The following is a 16,305-nucleotide window of genomic DNA, read 5'->3' as shown; positions in this document are numbered from 1 at the left end:
ATCAATATCCGGTGGGCTGACATGTAGCATGGCCAGAGAGCGCAGTAATGCCAAAGTAAGTGAATGCTAAAATATAAGTAGCTCCTTAATTTAATTATAGAGTGATAAAAGTGGGAGGCGCTGTAGTGAATAAGACAGAAAGTAATACAAAAATAACGAGAGCTTTCAAACAAAAGATACCAGTATACCGCAAGAGCCCAAAAACTTTCTTCAAAGAAGTCCTTAACTTCATCCCAGATCAATGGCAAGATGAAGTTTCAAGTGATATTGCAAATCATCGGTTCGTGACAGTTCGATCAGGCCAAGGAGTGGGAAAGACCGCTCTTGAAGCAGCCATAGCCTTGTGGTTCCTATGCTGTTTCCCATATCCCCGAGTGGTTTGCACAGCGCCTACAAGGCAGCAGCTAAATGATGTCTTGTGGGCTGAGATCAGCAAGTGGCAATCAAAGAGCCCGATTCTAAAACGAATTCTTAAATGGACTAAAACTAAGGTTTACATGAAGAACCATGAGGAACGCTGGTTTGCCGCTGCGAGAACAGCGACCAAGCCTGAGAACATGCAGGGGTTTCATGAGGATTACATGTTATTCATTGTAGATGAAGCCTCAGGCGTAGATGATAGGATCATGGCGGCAATCTTCGGTACCCTGTCCGGCGAATATAATAAGCTCATCATGTGTGGGAACCCAACAAAAACGAGTGGGTTCTTTTTTGATTCTCATAATAGAGACAGGGGCATCTATAAAACACATCAGGTGTCATGCCTGGACAGTCCACGCACCAGTAAAGAAAACATTGAAATGCTCAAGCGCAAGTATGGCGAGGGCAGTGACGTTTACCGAGTTCGTGTTCAGGGGCAGTTCCCGCGCGGTGAGGCAGGCACATTCATAACACTGGAGGCAGCGGAGCATGCAGCCAAAGAGGTGCAGATTAAAGCAACCGGAACAACTCTAGTTATCGGAGTTGACGTTGCCCGATATGGAGACGATGAAACAGCAATGTATGCTGGTATAGGCAAGAAGGCAGTGGCCAGCATAGCCACTTTAAAGAAAGCACAATGGTTACTGTAGGGAATGCTATTCGATTAGCAAAGGATATGTTACAGCAGCATCCAGAGGTTGAGCATGTAAAGTTTAATGTCGATGATACAGGGGTCGGCGGTGGCGTAACAGATCGTCTGATCGAAGTCATTAACGAAGAAGGATACGGCTGGGATGTGGTGCCGGTTAACAATGGCTCATCATCACTGGATGAGTATTGCGCTAACCTAGTCACGGAAATGTGGCAGTCCATCAGAACGGACTTGGAGACTAATCTGACCAACTTCATCAACGGCGAATCTGGAGTCATGCAATTGCCGGATTATGATACCTTGATCTCTCAGTTGGCTACAAGGAAGTGGCGTATGACTTCAAAAGGAAAGATGATTCTGGAGAGCAAGGATGATATGAAGAAGCGCGGTCTCAAGTCGCCTGACCGAGCTGACGCTTATGTTCTGACATTCGGAGAATTCATGGTCGAGGCACCGGAAAATGTCATGCTTCATACAATTGGTGGTGTAACGATTAGAAGGCAATAAACATGTCATGTTTCCTAGTATTGGAGGTGTTACAATAAAGAGGAATTGATTACTCCAATCCATTTGAAAAGAAGGTATGTTTCGTGAGGGATAAAAGAGAAATATTCAAAGAAATAGCCACAGGGTTGTCTAATCAACCTCTCAGTAGTCTACTTACAAAATTCCTAATCCTTAGCCATGACATAAATGCGGAATTTGAACAATGGGCAAAACTCGAACTTAGCGGTTATTTCCAGAAATATATTGAAGATGACACTAAAATTCCTGAGTATCGGATGATTGTAGGTCAGTACACTACAAATAACGGAACGGTTATTACCTTCGAGAATCCTGATTTATTGTTTGTACAAGAGTATAACATACCTCATGGAGTAGATGAATTGGAGGAGTTTTCCACTCGGCAAATTAACTTCCTAGGAATTAGTGACCCGCATCGCTTCAAGTTATTAAGAGACAAACTTGGAGTTGAAGCTGTTCTCTTTAATTTTACACCAAGCAGCGTCAAGGGAGTCCTTAATAGAATAAGACTGGAATTAATTGATAAAATCAATTTCTTAAGAGGATTTATCATTGAGGATGAAACAGAAGAAGAAACAATTAATTCATTGATCCTATCACAATTCCATCCTATTGTAAGGCAGTCGGCTGAAGGACTGTTTGCTGACGGACACTATAGACAAGCTATTCTAGACACCTACATAAATTTAGTAGAGTCTGTAAAAATAAAATCAGCGCACTATAATTCAGACGGTTCACCGTTAATGCAAACTGTTTTTTCTGTTAAGAACCCTTTGCTGACAATCTCGGACAACTCTGATGAGCAAATGGGTTTCATGTGGCTTTTTAGTGGAGCAGTAATGGGTATAAGAAATGCAAAGGCTCACCGTGTTGACGAGCACCCAGATAAACAAACTACGCTTGAGATACTTGGTTTCGCGTCATTCTTGTTAAAGTCTTTAGATGCTGCCAAAACTAAAGAAATCCCGTAGTAACCCCGAACAAAACCAATGATATTAATCCATAGAAGTATGAAGGAATACAGAAGGTCAGGAAGCTTTCCCTGCCTTCTGTTTTTATGTCATGAATAAAAAAATCTCCCATAGGTAGGGGATCTGACAGACACCCCACCCTGAGCGCGAGGAGATTATTTTATATTGTGGTGAAGACATACCAAAAAAACAGGGTTCCTAAAGATAGCACGGCAGTCATGCCAATTAACACTCCAATAATGATTTTTTCGGTTCTGTTGTATTTCTTCAAATTGATCACCCGATGTTCTTAGATTATTCTTCAATGGGAACCAAGGACCGGAAGGCATACCATAGCAGTCCATAAGCTATTCCAAAGTAAAGCAGTACACCCAGTATGGAGATGGACAGAAGAATGATGATAACTTTATTTCCATTCATACATTTACCTCCTAAATAAAAAAACTCTCCCGATTTTTAAGTGTGGGGGAGAGAGTGAAGATGAAGACGGAGCAAAGCCCTTACATCATAATATAAAGGAATTATAACTCCAAATCAAATCATTTTACATACTATTCCATCTCCTATATACTTAACCAGAAGAGAATTCGAGTGGGAGATATGGGAGTGTATGATGAAGAATACATATAAGATTATGCTTTCGCTGATGCTCATCCTGGCGTTGATAGGTCCGGTGGCTGGGGCGGAAGGAGTGGCTGTGCCTGCGGAGACCCGAGAGAGGCTTATGGAGCAATATGGGCTGGATGCACCGGCTCAGCCGGTGTGGGATTGGAGCAGCATGGATATCGGAGGCAGTGGAATTGTAGATGGGATGCTGTTCGTGTGCCGGATGATGATGAATCCACTGGGGGTCATGTTGCAAGAGATGCTGTATATTCTGTAGTTGAGGGGGAAAAGAATGAATTCGCGTTATGATACGCCGAGTCCTGCACGCAGAGTCCGCAGAAGATCGGGCGGTAAATCGTTACTGGTCCTTATCCTTGTTGTTCTGGTTGTGATGGCTGTTACGAATCCGGGGAAGGAAGCATTCAGTGAATATTCTGTAAAGAATCTGGAGAATACGCTTGATCAGGAAATAGGCGACGGAATTACCAAGCTGGTAGCCCAGCCTGTAGTTGAGTCATTGACTGAGAGGGATAACTACATTTTATTCTCTGTATTCAGTGTGCCGGACCTTAAGAATACCGATTTTTTTAGCGGGGATGGCGGGGCTACTAAGAAATATATTGGATTGTTCAAAATCCTTTTTATCAAGCTGTAAATATGGTTTACATATTGTTCCATAACCCGGTATAATTAAATAGATTGTTGCGGAATCTTTATATCATGGTTGTGGAACAAGGAGGAACGAAGTTGAATACGGCTTATAAAGTACTGTCCAGTGATGCTGATCTATTCGCTGCCGCACTGGCACAGGTACAGGTCTACGTCGTTCAGCTGGTTGATGGCAAACCGCATGTGATTGCTGATTATGCCGGACCTGTACAGAAATGGACACCGGAGTACATAGTGCTGGCCGGAATGACTTATAGACGCGATGAATTTGAATTCCGGGTACGATTGAACAAGAAGTGAGCAGATTCGCTGCCCGCTAACCGCTGCTCCTAACATTACTGCCGAATCACACAATCTTCTACGGTACATTCAGCATCTCTTATACTATCCAAGTGTAAAAGAGGTGTTAAGATGACCCAAAGAGAACGCAACAGAATCCGCAGAGCCATTAATGTGCTGCTTACCCAGAGAGCGATCCTGCTGGAGCGGCTTGAAGAAATCAATGAGAATCTGCGCAGTGTGCCTAGAGGTTCGCGGGCCAGAAGAGAGCTATTGGCGGCCAGAGCCTCCATCCGTGAAGCCATTCGCCTGAATACAGCTGCCATTCGCTTGTTACGGAGTGTGCTGCTGTAATCTGTATCCGCCCTGGTGGCTGAGATGATGCGTACAAGACACCCCTTCGGGGGTGTTTTTGTCGTGAGATCCGGGAGCAGCAGGTTGCAGCTGCGGTCTATTCTCTAATCGTAACACGCGTGCCGATAGGTACGGTGGCGGCCAGAGCCAGAACATCTGCGTTATACATACGGATACAGCCGTGAGAGACCATGTGGCCGATGGAGGACGGGTCGTTGGTTCCGTGTATGCCGTAATGCGGCTTGGACAGACCCATCCAAAAGGCACCGAACGGGCCGCCCGGATTGGGCTGCTTGTTAATGATGGTGTACTCGCCTACTGGCGAGACGGTTAACATTTTGCCGATGCCGACAGGGAAGCCTCTGGTGACAACGTCATTATCCAGCAGGTACAGCATACGCTGTGACAGATCGATGATAATTCGATAATTGGGCATACAGATCAGCACTCCTTTAATATCAGGATATGTGCGGAGCCGTACAGCGGTTCACAGAAAAAGTGGCAAAAAAGCCGTATGCGAACAAATGTTTGCATACGGCTTTTTTGCCACTACGCTAAGTGAAATAAACAGAAAACAGGCTGCTTCGCATGGTGCGGAGCAGCCTGTTCTGAAGCGGGGAGTAGATTAGTGGATATCGCGGAATAATCCGATGACCCGTCCCAAAATCGTAACGCGGTTAAGGCGAAGAGGCTCGTACGCCGGATTCTCCGGCTGCAGCCTGATATGATCCCGTTCCTTGTAGAAGGTCTTAACAGTTGCTTCATCTTCTTCGGTCATCGCTACAACAATATCGCCGTTGTCGGCAGTCTGCTGCTGGCGCACGATGACATAATCCCCGTTCATAATTCCGGCATCCACCATACTGTCACCAAGGACAGATAGCATAAATACCTTGTTATCGCCTACATAATGAGCAGGCAATGGGAAGTAATCCTCAATATTCTCTGTAGCTGTAATAGGAACACCAGCTGTAACCTTACCCACTACCGGGATGCGGGTGACGGTCTGGACGAATTGATGCACATTCTCTGAATCTTCCTGCCCGAGTAACTCAATGGCACGCGGTTTCGTAGGGTCGCGCCGGATCAGGCCCTTCTTCTCAAGCCGGTCCAAGTGACCATGCACGGTAGAGCTGGAGGCCAGGCCGACAGCCTCGCCAATCTCGCGGACGGACGGAGGATAACCCTTGCTGCGGACTTCATTACGTATAAATTCCAGGATCGCCAGCTGACGACTAGAAATCTTTGACATCGGAATCAACCCCATATACTATGTTTGGGAAAATTATAACATAGAACTTCCGTTCGTACAAACATAAGTTCTAAAATGAGGAAAATAAGAGAGTGAAAATAAAGAGAACAAACGTTCCGAAAAAACTATTGATCGAAACACATGTTCGTGTTATATTATTTTCGAAAGCAAGAACATGTGTTTGGAGGATGATGATCATGTTAAAGTATAGTACATACAACAGCATCTATAATAATGAGGATATCAAGGTGTCCGCTCCCGGTAATCCAACTGCTCATAATTATGTAACCAAGATCAAGGATGCGATTCTTCATAGTCTCGCTGCGCTATCATCACTATTCCGTCAGGTCAGCCTGATGAAGATGGTTCTGGTGCTGATGCTTGTTATTTCGGGATTCACTGTGGTGGGGAATGTTTTTGCCGGTTCGGTCTCTTCCATGAAGCCAGATAAGCGGATCGTAGTCGAACGAGGGGATACCTTATGGAGCCTTGCGTTAAGTAACAAGCCTGAGGACATGAAGACAGCCGTATATATAGAAGGAATAATGAAGACGAATCATTTGGAGAACAGCGTCATTAAGGCCGGAGATATTCTGATTTTACCTTTATACTGAAGGAATGAAGCAGACTAATGATCGACTCAAAGAGCTTTCAGGGGGTAGACCTTGACAAGCTCTTTTTCTCATGGCAAAGTTAAAATGAATTTAGAGGGAGGGAAACGTATTGAATATTGACGAATTGGTCGCACGCATCAATGAACTGGCACGCAAAGCTAAGAACGGCGGCCTGAATGAAGAGGAATTGGCCGAACGTGCCAAGCTCCGTGAGATTTACCTGGGGAATATCCGCAGCAACTTTCGGGCCCAGCTTAATACCATCGAAATTGTGGACAATCCGGAGCATGAAGAAGGCAATAACGGACTTAAGCATTAGCCTGTTGCCTTTTCATAGATAATACAGGATGACTAGGGGGAACTCACATGGCCCGTTCTTGGGAAAGAATGGTTCAACGCAACACAAAGCAAATTAACCAGCAAAGAAAGAAGCAGGGGAAGGATTCCATTTATGCTTCCAGCACGAAGGCTACCGCAAAAAGCATCGATATTTTCAAAGGCCGGAATATTATATTCCCCGTTGTATTGATGCTGCTTGGCATCATGTTCTGGGTGGTCGGCTCGATTGATGAAGCAAAAGGAAGCGGGATTCTGGCCAACTGGCTGGGTGTAGTGCTGTATTTCCTGCTCGCTGCGCTGCTGTTCTTCCGCCGTCCGTTCCTTAAGGTTGAACGTGCGCGTATTTCTACTATTAAATACAACCGCGAACGCTTCCTGCCTGCGGCGGATATTGAGAAGATCACCTTATCGCGCAGTGTAGTTACTATTAAGTATAAGGGCAAGCGCAAGCAGTGGATTTTCTCCAAGCTGATTAACCGTTATGACACCGCTGCAATGGGTGAACGTCTGGAGCAATTCGCCAAGAACAACAACATTGAAGTCGTGCACGAATAGGAAGACAGACCAGGATATAGGGAGTGGGAGAACAAATGCCGATTACCGCCGTACTATTTGACCTTGACGACACACTGCTGTGGGATGACCGTAGCGTGGAAGAAGCCTTCCGCTGCGCTTCTGAGGCTGCCGGAGATTCCGTTGATCCGCAGGAGCTGGAAGCTGCTGTGCGCAGGGAAGCCCGTGCACTCTATGAATCCTATGAGACGTATCCATTCACGAAGCTGATCGGTATTAATCCGTATGAAGCGCTGTGGGCGAACTTCACTGCCGGTGAACAGCCAGAATTCCGTCAACTGGAACAGCTTGCCCCCGTCTACCGTACCGAATCCTGGCGCCGCGGCCTGGCCTCGCTCGGAGTTGAGGATGAAGCGCTGGCTGCCCGGCTGGCCGACAAGTTCGCCGCTGAGCGCCGCAGCCGTCCCTATATCTATGAAGAGACCCTTCAGGTGCTGGACGAGCTGCGTGGTAAGGTGAAGCTGCTGCTGCTGACGAACGGCTGCCCGGCACTTCAGCAGGAGAAGCTGGATGGTGTACCGGAGCTTACCCCGTATTTTGACCATATTGTGATTTCGGGAAGCTTCGGCAAAGGCAAGCCGGACAAAGGAATCTTCGAGCATGCGCTCGGCCTGCTGGATATTGCTCCGGAGCAAGGTGTAATGGTTGGCGATAAGCTTACTACGGATATTCTTGGTGGCTTATCTGCCGGTCTGACCACGGTCTGGATCAACCGCAATGCGAAAGCCTCCGACCCGGAGATTATTCCGGATTACCAGATCGGCCATCTTTCAGAGCTTCTGCCGCTGGTAGACTCCCTATAATTGAAACATCTGTGTTTTTAAAATTGTAAAAGGTCAAAGAGCAACGGTCCTCCCGTCACTGGAGAATTGTTGCTCTTTGTTTTTTTATTTAAAAGTATTTTCGCACCCCGCTTAAACAACGGTCCGTTCGCGGAGCGTCTACCCTAGTGCTCACAATCAAAGATATGACTTTTCTCATGTTAAGGAGTGAATCATGCAGCTTCTTTAAGGCAAATTGAATAAAATGTGTATAATAAGAAGAGTAGCGATCTGACTTTCATTGTAATATAGAATTGATATGTTCCATGGATGAAGAAGAATCTACTTATGAACCGGGAGGACTTCAGATGATGAAGCCAAGGATACGCAGGGGACTTATATGCATAGTGATGGGGATGACGCTTGCCGGATGCTCGGGGAATAAGGAAGATGAGATGCAGATGCAGATGCATGCTGCGGCCAACTCCTCCATGTCACCGATTAAGGTGGAGCTGAGCTGGACCCCGGAGCAAGTAAACGCAGGTACGGCAGTTAGCTTCAAGGCTGTGGTGACACAGGACGGTGAACCGGTAGATGATGCTAGAGAAGTAATGTTTGAGGTCAACGAGGCAGCGGATAAGACCCAGAAGGTTGAAATCAAGGGTGAAAGTGCTGGAGAAGGGGCTTATGTCGGGGAGCACACCTTTGAAGAGGCGGGCGAATTCAGTGTCACTTCACATGTGACTGCCCGGACGCAGCATTCCATGCCGAGTAAGAAACTTGTGGTAGCGCCGTAATAGAATTGAAATCAATGGAAATACAAATAAAGCAGGGTGGAAAGGAAGGCTTTCCGAAATCCCTTTATTCTGCTAAAATTACTCTAATGTTTCACTGGGGGGATGGAAAGTGGCCAAATACACACTTGCTGAGAGCTTGCAGCAGCGCATATTGATACTGGATGGAGCTATGGGTACCATGATTCAACAGGTGCCGCTCACCGGCGAGGATTTCGGCGGGGATGACCTGGATGGCTGTAATGAAATGCTGGTGCTGACCCGGCCGGAGGTTATACAGGACATTCATGAGAAATACCTGGAGGCCGGTGCGGATCTGATTGAGACGAACACCTTCGGCGCCACTTCAGTGGTGCTTGCCGAATATGATATACAGGATCGTGCCCGGGAGATTAACCTTGCGGCCGCCAGACTTGCACGTAATGCCGCAGATAAATATGATACACCGCAGCGCCCGCGTTATGTAGTTGGTGCTATGGGACCGACCACGAAAACGCTCTCTGTCACCGGAGGAGTCACGTTCAAGGATCTTGTAGACAGTTATGAAGAACAGGCGGTTGCCCTGATCGACGGCAAGGTGGACGCGCTGCTGCTGGAGACATCCCAGGATACCCTGAACGTGAAGGCTGGAAGCATTGGTATCCGTAACGCCTTCGAGAAGAGCGGAATTACGCTGCCGGTGATGATCTCGGGGACCATTGAACCTATGGGAACCACGCTGGCTGGACAGAATATCGAAGCCTTCTATATTTCACTGGAGCATCTGAAGCCAGTGTCCATCGGATTGAACTGTGCTACAGGACCGGAGTTCATGCGTGATCACATCCGCTCGCTGTCCGCGATCTCTTCTGCAGCCGTCAGCTGCTACCCGAATGCGGGTCTGCCGGATGAGAACGGGAATTATCATGAATCCCCGGATTCCCTGGCCCGTAAGCTGGGCGGCTTCGCCGAGAAGGGCTGGCTGAACATTGCCGGCGGCTGCTGCGGAACCACACCGGATCATATCCGTGCAATGGCTGAAGTAATGGCGGCCTACCCGCCGCGCAAGCTTGATGGCCAGCATCCCCCGGCCTTGTCGGGGATCGAGCCGGTGTACGTGGAGAGTGAGAACCGTCCATATATGGTCGGTGAACGGACCAATGTTCTTGGTTCCCGGAAGTTCAAGCGTCTAATCGTTGAGGGAAAATATGAGGAAGCTTCGGAGATTGCCCGTGCCCAGGTGAAGAGTGGCGCACAGGTTATTGATGTCTGCGTCCAGGACCCGGACCGGGATGAGACGGAAGACATTATGCGGTTCCTGGAGCTGGTCGTGAAGAAGGTCAAGGTGCCGTTAATGATCGATACGACGGACCCGAAGGTTATTGATTTGGCCTTGCAGTATTGTCAGGGCAAAGCGATCATTAACTCCATTAACCTTGAAGATGGTGAAGAGAAGTTCGAGCTTGTCACGCCACTGATTCATAAATACGGGGCAGCGATTGTAGTAGGCACCATTGATGAGACCGGCCAGGCCATCCTGGCTAAAGACAAGCTGGAGGTGGCCAGACGTTCCTACGATTTGCTGGTCAACAAATATGGTCTGGCTCCCGAGGATCTGATCTTCGATACCCTTGTGTTCCCTGTAGGAACCGGGGATGAGCAGTATATCGGCTCCGCCAAGGAGACGATTGACGGTATTCGTCTGATCAAGGAGGCTATGCCCGCTGTTCACACCATTCTCGGCATCAGCAATGTCTCCTTCGGTCTGCCGGAAGCCGGCCGCGAGGTGCTGAACTCGGTATTCCTGTACGAGTGCACCAAGGCGGGGCTGGATTATGCCATTGTGAACACGGAGAAGGTGGAGCGGTATGCATCGATCTCTGAAGAAGAGCGGAAGCTCGCTGAAGAGCTGATCTATAATACAAATGACGATACCTTGTCTGCATTTGTGGCGGCTTTTCGCGGCAAAAAGATAGAGAAGAAGGAGAAAATCTCCAATCTCTCCTTGGAGGAGCGCCTTGCTTCCTATGTGGTAGAAGGCACTAAGGAAGGTCTGATCCCGGATCTGGATGAAGCGCTGAAGACATCGGCTCCGCTGGAAATCATTAATGGTCCGCTGATGGCCGGGATGTCTGAGGTCGGGCGGCTGTTCAATAACAATGAATTAATTGTGGCCGAGGTGCTGCAGAGCGCGGAGGTTATGAAGGCCTCTGTGAATCATCTGGAACAGTTCATGCAGAAGGATGAGACCTCTGTTAAAGGGAGAATTATGCTTGCAACTGTCAAGGGTGATGTGCATGATATCGGCAAAAACCTGGTCGAGATTATTCTCTCCAACAACGGTTATGAGATCGTCAATCTGGGGATCAAGGTTCCGCCAGAGAATATTATTGAAGCCTTCCGTAAGGAAAAAGCTGACGCCATCGGCTTATCCGGTCTGTTGGTAAAGTCGGCCCAGCAGATGGTGCTGACTGCGCAGGATCTGCGCGCCGCCGGTATTGATGTGCCGATTATGGTGGGCGGTGCGGCATTGACCCGCAAATTCACCAAGACCCGAATCCGTCCGGAATATGACGGGCTCGTCTTATATGCCAAGGATGCCATGGATGGTCTGGATATTGCCAACCGGCTGATGAACCCGCTGGAGCGGGTGAAGATTGAAGAGGAGGTCCGCGAGGAGGCTGAGGCTGCCGTAGCTGTCGCTCCGCAAGCGCCCCTTCCCGAGCTTACGCGGGCAGTCCGCTCCAAGATCTCGGGGGATGCCCCAGTGTTCATCCCACCCGATGTGGAGCGTCATGTCCTGCGGGGTTATCCGCTGGGACATGTGATTCCTTATGTGAATATGCAGATGTTGCTCGGCCATCATCTTGGTCTGCGCGGTTCTGTAGAGGCGCAACTGGCAGCGCGGGATCCGCGTACCGTAGAATTGAAAGAGACCGTGGACGATATTCTGCATCAGGCGATGCTCGAGGGCACGATCGTGCCGCATGCGATGTACCAGTTCTTCCCGGCCCAGTCACGCGGCAATGACATTCTGATCTATGATCCACAGGATCAGGCAAAGGTGCTGCATACCTTCACCTTCCCGCGCCAGAATGTGAAGCCGTATCTCTGTCTTGCTGACTTCCTGAAGCCAGTGGAGAGCGGAGTCATGGACTATGTAGGCTTCCTGGTGGTTACTGCGGGCCATGGTGTCCGTGAATTATCGACTGTCCTTAAGGATAAGGGAGATTATCTCCGTTCCCATGCTCTGCAGGCTGTCGCTCTTGAGGTCGCGGAAGGTCTGGCTGAACGTGTCCATCATATGATGCGCGATACCTGGGGGTTCCCGGACCCGGCAGATATGACGATGAAGCAAAGACACGGCGCACGTTACCAGGGTATCCGGGTATCCTTCGGCTACCCGGCCTGCCCGGATCTGGAGGATCAGGGGCCGTTATTCAAGCTCCTGAAGCCCGAGGATATCGGCGTGCAGCTTACCGAGGGTTTCATGATGGAGCCGGAGGCTTCGGTCTCGGCGATGGTCTTTGCCCACCCGGAAGCGCAGTACTTCAATGTGGAGAAGCTCTAAGCCTTCCGCATGCTCACCGTCCAGAAGGGGCTTTGCCCTGACTTTTCGGAACCTCCCGTTACCGGGAGGTTTTTTGTTGGAATATAAGAATTACCTTCGAGGTGCTGTAAAAGATGCTTTTGCAGCCAAAACAGAGTAGAATTCTTGTCATAAGAACGGGCAAGATCACAAAAAGTAATCAAGACCTTAGAAGCGAGAGAGGAGGGGCATGATGGAAATCTATTTTTTGGGAACGAATGCCGGGGTGCCGACGCTGCAGCGCAATGTGACTTCGGTTGCGCTCCGGTTGCTTGAAGAACGGCGCACCTTCTGGATGTTCGACTGCGGGGAAGGAACACAGCATCAGGTTCTGCGTTCGCCGCTGCGGCTGGGCAAGCTGGAGAAGCTGTTTATCACCCATCTGCACGGTGATCATCTGTTTGGCCTGCCCGGACTCATCTCCAGCAGGGGCTACCAGGGCGGGACTTCACCGCTTACGGTGTACGGACCTCCCGGGCTCAAGGCATATCTGGACATATCGCTGTCTGTCAGCCAGTCCCGCATTCCTTATAAGCTGGAGATTGTGGAGCACAGCGGCGGGCTGATTTTTGAGGATGAGACCTTCAAGGTGGAAGCGGGGCTGTTGGAGCACCGGATTGACAGCTATGGCTACCGGGTCACGGAGAAGGACAGTCCGGGTAACCTGAATACAGAACTTCTCAAGAGCTATGGACTGAAGCCGGGACCGCTGTATGGCCGGTTAAAAAAAGGCGAGGACATCACTACCGATGAAGGCGTGCTAATCCGGGCGGCCGAGGTGATCCATGCTCCCAAGCGCGGACGTATCGTAGTTATTCTGGGAGATACCCGGCCTTGTGCGGGTTCACTGCCGCTGGCGCAGGATGCTGATCTCATTATTCATGAGGCGACATTTGCCCATGAACTGGCGGAAATGGCCCATCAATATCATCACAGTACAGCACGGCAAGCCGCGGAACTGGCAAGGGATGCAGGCGGGGCTGAGCTGCTGCTGACCCACTTCAGCTCGCGTTATACTTCGCAGGAGGAGCTCGCTCCGCTGCTGAAGGAAGCGCAGGAGATCTTCCCGAATACACTGCTGGCAGAGGAATTCTGCACCTTCCCGGTCTACCGGAGAACCCCGGGAAATGACCCTGGGGAATGAATTATTTTCCGGGAAAGCGCAGGAAGTGACAGGGCTGCGGCGAAAATAGCCGGGCGCAGCAGGAGTTCGCTAGGGTTCGACGAAGAACGTTAAATTTAAAGTAAAAGCTAAGGATTAAGAGTACGAAGCAGTAGAGAAAATGCCGAAACAAAGCGGCTAAAAATCGCAACAGACGGGCAATAAATCCATTCGCAGCGCGCTTCCCGGAGAAGCTCCCGCTGCTCTGAAATATAGTTCATATAATTAATAATAAATAAGATGAACCACTTAGTTCTAGTCTACAGGAGGAGTTATGAACAATATCGGAGGCTTGTTAATTGATCTGGATGGCACCTTGTATCATGGCGGAAGAATGATCCCCGGGGCGCAGCAGCTGATAGAAGCGCTGCGGACAGCCGGTATCCCGTTCCTGTTTGTGACGAACAACTCTTCACGGACACCAGCCAGTGTAGCTGGACACTTACGCGCAATGGGCATTGAAGCAAAGGCGGAAGAGGTCTGCACCTCGTCGCTGGCTGCCGCCCGTTACATTGCCGGAGAATCTCCGGGAGCATCCGTGGCGATACTTGGAGAAGAGGGGCTGGCGGAAGCCTGCACAGAGGCAGGGTTAACCCTGGTCACCGAGCATCCACAGTATGTCGTGCAGGGGATCGACCGTTCTTTTACATATGAAGCTCTGGCCCGCGCCTCGCGCTGGATTCGTGAAGGGGCCAGATTCGTCCTGACCAATCCCGACCTGATGCTTCCCTCCGATGACGGAGTGATGCCCGGTGCAGGTACGATTGGTGCAGCGATTGAAGCAGCCAGCGGTGTGGCACCCGTGGTCATCGGCAAGCCGGAGACGCATCTGGTGACGTATGCGACATCTCTGCTCGGCATCAAGCCGGAGGATGCGGTGCTGGTGGGCGACAATATGAGAACGGATATCTTGGCGGGGGCTAACGCAGGCTGCCGGACTGTGTTGGTGCTTACGGGACTTACAACCCGGGATAATCTGGAGCATTACCAGCAGCTGACCGGAGTCAAGCCTGATGAAATTTGTGCTGATTTAGCTGAACTTATGGTACTGCTCGGTGTATAATGACAAAGGTGACCTTTTGACCATCCAAGAAGGGAAGATGACAATATGCCGGAATTGCCGGAAATGGAGAATTACAGAAAGCTGCTTAGCCAACATCTAATAAACGTACCCATTACAGGGGTAACCGTAAATAGAGAAAAGACCATTAATATGGAGACTGAAGAATTCGTGAAGGGGCTGGTCGGGGCTCGAATTGTATTCGTGGAACGCCGCGCCAAGCATATCCTCTTCCACCTGCATGACGGCCGAAGACTGCTGCTGCATCTGATGCTGGGCGGACTACTGTTCTATGGTACAGAGGAAGAACGTCCTGACCGTACTACACAGGTGGAGCTGGCATTCGGTGAGCATATCCTCTACTTCATGGGACTGCGCCTGGGGTACCTGCATCTGCTAACTGTCAAGGAAGGTGAAGCGGCAATGGGGAAGCTTGGACCCGAGCTGCTGGACCGCCGGATGACGGCCGAACGCTTCGCCGGACTGCTCAAAGGGCGGCGCGGTGCGCTGAAGAGCCTGCTGGTCAACCAGCATGTAATGGCTGGAATCGGCAACTGCTATGCCGACGAGATTGCTTATGAAGCCCGGCTGCTTCCGTCTACGCTTGTTCAGAATCTGTCACCGGAAGCAGTGACCCGGCTGTACGATAGCGTGCGTAAGGTGTTGACGGACGCCACTGAAATCGGCGGGTATATGGAAATGCCGTTCATGACCGGCGACACGGTGACCGGTTCTTATAATGATGCTTGTAAAGTGTATGACCGTGAAGGCGAGCCTTGCCTGCGCGGCGGGGGAACGATAGTGAAGATAGAGCTGTCCGGACGCAAGGTATTCTATTGCCCGGATTGCCAGCATGACGCATAGCCCCTTCATAGGGGCGCATGTCAGCATACGCGGCGGGTACGGGCAGGCTGCCCGGTCCGCCAGGGAGAGCGGTGCTACATGTTTTCAGTATTTTCCGAAGAATCCGCGCAGTCTGAAGCTGAAGCCGGTAGACTACCGCGATGCAAGCAGCTGCGCAGAATACTGCCGTGAGCAGGGGATGGCTTCCATTGCCCATACCCCGTATCCGACGAATCTGGCTGCTGCTCCGGGAGACAGAGAAGTGATGATTACCTCTCTTCGCAATGATCTGGAGATAGCGGAAGCCTGCGGATCGGTGGGCATTGTGGTGCATTTCGGACATTTTGCCGGGATGGAGCCATTACAGGGTTATCAAAATATTATACAATGTATGAACGAGGTACTGGCAGACTGGACGGGACATACCAAGCTGCTGCTTGAGAATATGGCAGGGAATCATGGGCATGAGGGCATGACGCCCGAAGAGCTGGTCAAGGTCCGTGAGCTGTGCCGCTACCCTGAGAAGATCGGCTTTTGCTTCGATACCTGCCATGCTTACGCTGCGGGTATCTGGAATCCGGAGCAGACGGAGGAGCTCATCGCACGCGGTGAGCGGCTGGGGTACTGGGCTAATCTGAAGGCTGTGCATTTGAATGACTCCCGGTTCCCCTACGGCTCAAGGCGGGACAGACATGCCGGAATCGGCAGCGGATATATCGGGGGAACGGCGCTTAGCCAGCTTTTGAAGATGGAAGCCTTGGCTGATAAAGTGATCGTTATGGAAACAGAAAAGGGACCGGATGGCACACACAGAGCGGAAATTGCTGCTGTGAGGACCTGGTTTGAGGCGGGGGATGATTGAG

At 50.0% G+C, this 16,305-nt stretch carries 20 protein-coding genes; 17 read left to right on the top strand and 3 right to left on the bottom strand.

What is annotated here, in order from left to right; genetic code table 11:
• The first annotated feature begins 125 nt into the window (after positions 1–125).
• From NST43_RS16395 to NST43_RS16385, 3 genes are all read left to right on the top strand, one after another.
• Positions 126–1,070: an AAA family ATPase gene (locus NST43_RS16395; protein WP_339218126.1), complete on the top strand. Its 945-nt coding sequence runs from the start codon at positions 126–128 to the stop codon at positions 1,068–1,070.
• Positions 1,058–1,579 carry a hypothetical protein gene (locus tag NST43_RS16390; protein WP_339218125.1) on the top strand — a complete coding sequence of 174 codons (522 nt, stop codon included), beginning with the start codon at positions 1,058–1,060 and terminating at the stop codon, positions 1,577–1,579. The genes NST43_RS16395 and NST43_RS16390 overlap by 13 nt, the downstream gene beginning before the upstream one ends.
• 83 nt (positions 1,580–1,662) lie before the next feature.
• Positions 1,663–2,568: a TIGR02391 family protein gene (locus NST43_RS16385; RefSeq protein WP_339218123.1), complete on the top strand. Its 906-nt coding sequence runs from the start codon at positions 1,663–1,665 to the stop codon at positions 2,566–2,568.
• A gap of 294 nt (positions 2,569–2,862) precedes the next feature.
• On the opposite strand, the gene NST43_RS16380 is transcribed toward NST43_RS16385, so the two are convergent.
• Positions 2,863–2,988: a hypothetical protein gene (locus NST43_RS16380; RefSeq protein ID WP_339218121.1), complete on the bottom strand. Its 126-nt coding sequence runs from the start codon at positions 2,986–2,988 to the stop codon at positions 2,863–2,865.
• Between the two features lie 190 nt (positions 2,989–3,178).
• Between NST43_RS16380 and NST43_RS16375 the strand changes: the two genes are divergently transcribed.
• From NST43_RS16375 to NST43_RS16360, 4 genes are all read left to right on the top strand, one after another.
• Entirely contained in the window at positions 3,179–3,451 is a 273-nt protein-coding gene (locus NST43_RS16375; protein WP_209989701.1) for a hypothetical protein, read from the top strand.
• Between the two features lie 15 nt (positions 3,452–3,466).
• A complete protein-coding gene (locus tag NST43_RS16370) occupies positions 3,467–3,829 on the top strand; it encodes a DUF4359 domain-containing protein (RefSeq protein ID WP_339218120.1) in 363 nt (120 codons plus the stop codon).
• A gap of 92 nt (positions 3,830–3,921) precedes the next feature.
• Positions 3,922–4,143, top strand: a complete 222-nt coding sequence (locus NST43_RS16365; RefSeq protein ID WP_036695469.1) for a hypothetical protein — start codon at positions 3,922–3,924, stop codon at positions 4,141–4,143.
• Positions 4,144–4,254: 111 nt separating this feature from the next.
• Positions 4,255–4,476: a hypothetical protein gene (locus NST43_RS16360; RefSeq protein WP_209989708.1), complete on the top strand. Its 222-nt coding sequence runs from the start codon at positions 4,255–4,257 to the stop codon at positions 4,474–4,476.
• A gap of 97 nt (positions 4,477–4,573) precedes the next feature.
• Here the strand turns inward: NST43_RS16360 and NST43_RS16355 are convergent, their stop codons facing one another.
• Both NST43_RS16355 and lexA read right to left on the bottom strand, forming a co-directional pair.
• Positions 4,574–4,912 carry a L,D-transpeptidase gene (locus tag NST43_RS16355; RefSeq protein WP_339218118.1) on the bottom strand — a complete coding sequence of 113 codons (339 nt, stop codon included), beginning with the start codon at positions 4,910–4,912 and terminating at the stop codon, positions 4,574–4,576.
• A gap of 189 nt (positions 4,913–5,101) precedes the next feature.
• Entirely contained in the window at positions 5,102–5,728 is a 627-nt protein-coding gene (lexA, locus tag NST43_RS16350; RefSeq protein ID WP_036695466.1) for a transcriptional repressor LexA, read from the bottom strand.
• A 197-nt stretch (positions 5,729–5,925) separates the two neighbouring features.
• Between lexA and NST43_RS16345 the strand changes: the two genes are divergently transcribed.
• The 10 genes from NST43_RS16345 (at position 5,926) to NST43_RS16300 (ending at position 16,304) form a co-directional block, all read left to right on the top strand.
• A complete protein-coding gene (locus tag NST43_RS16345; protein ID WP_339218117.1) occupies positions 5,926–6,342 on the top strand; it encodes a LysM peptidoglycan-binding domain-containing protein in 417 nt (138 codons plus the stop codon).
• A 109-nt stretch (positions 6,343–6,451) separates the two neighbouring features.
• Positions 6,452–6,661, top strand: coding sequence for a DUF896 domain-containing protein (locus NST43_RS16340; RefSeq protein ID WP_209989717.1), 210 nt, complete (start codon positions 6,452–6,454; stop codon positions 6,659–6,661).
• Between the two features lie 47 nt (positions 6,662–6,708).
• Entirely contained in the window at positions 6,709–7,236 is a 528-nt protein-coding gene (locus NST43_RS16335; protein WP_209989720.1) for a hypothetical protein, read from the top strand.
• 35 nt (positions 7,237–7,271) lie between these two features.
• Positions 7,272–8,057 (top strand): HAD family hydrolase, encoded by a 786-nt coding sequence (locus tag NST43_RS16330; RefSeq protein WP_339225444.1) that lies wholly within the window; start codon positions 7,272–7,274, stop codon positions 8,055–8,057.
• Positions 8,058–8,383: 326 nt separating this feature from the next.
• Positions 8,384–8,812, top strand: coding sequence for a FixH family protein (locus tag NST43_RS16325; protein ID WP_339218115.1), 429 nt, complete (start codon positions 8,384–8,386; stop codon positions 8,810–8,812).
• A 109-nt stretch (positions 8,813–8,921) separates the two neighbouring features.
• Positions 8,922–12,359, top strand: a complete 3,438-nt coding sequence (gene metH / locus NST43_RS16320; RefSeq protein WP_339218114.1) for a methionine synthase — start codon at positions 8,922–8,924, stop codon at positions 12,357–12,359.
• 211 nt (positions 12,360–12,570) lie between these two features.
• Positions 12,571–13,521 carry a ribonuclease Z gene (rnz, locus tag NST43_RS16315; protein ID WP_209989729.1) on the top strand — a complete coding sequence of 317 codons (951 nt, stop codon included), beginning with the start codon at positions 12,571–12,573 and terminating at the stop codon, positions 13,519–13,521.
• 292 nt (positions 13,522–13,813) lie between these two features.
• Positions 13,814–14,602 carry a TIGR01457 family HAD-type hydrolase gene (locus NST43_RS16310; protein WP_339218112.1) on the top strand — a complete coding sequence of 263 codons (789 nt, stop codon included), beginning with the start codon at positions 13,814–13,816 and terminating at the stop codon, positions 14,600–14,602.
• Positions 14,603–14,647: 45 nt separating this feature from the next.
• The gene (locus NST43_RS16305; protein ID WP_339218110.1) at positions 14,648–15,463 is read left to right on the top strand and encodes a DNA-formamidopyrimidine glycosylase family protein; all 816 of its coding nucleotides are present in this window, start codon (positions 14,648–14,650) and stop codon (positions 15,461–15,463) included.
• Entirely contained in the window at positions 15,453–16,304 is an 852-nt protein-coding gene (locus NST43_RS16300; RefSeq protein ID WP_339218109.1) for a deoxyribonuclease IV, read from the top strand. The genes NST43_RS16305 and NST43_RS16300 overlap by 11 nt, the downstream gene beginning before the upstream one ends.
• Position 16,305 lies beyond the last annotated feature (1 nt).

Origin of the sequence: Paenibacillus sp. FSL H8-0332 (genome assembly GCF_037963835.1) — a bacterium.
Classification (GTDB): Bacteria; Bacillota; Bacilli; order Paenibacillales; family Paenibacillaceae; genus Paenibacillus_AQ; species Paenibacillus_AQ rhizoplanae.
Note: the sequence above shows the minus strand (reverse complement) of the source record. Positions and strands in the feature narration are given on the sequence as shown.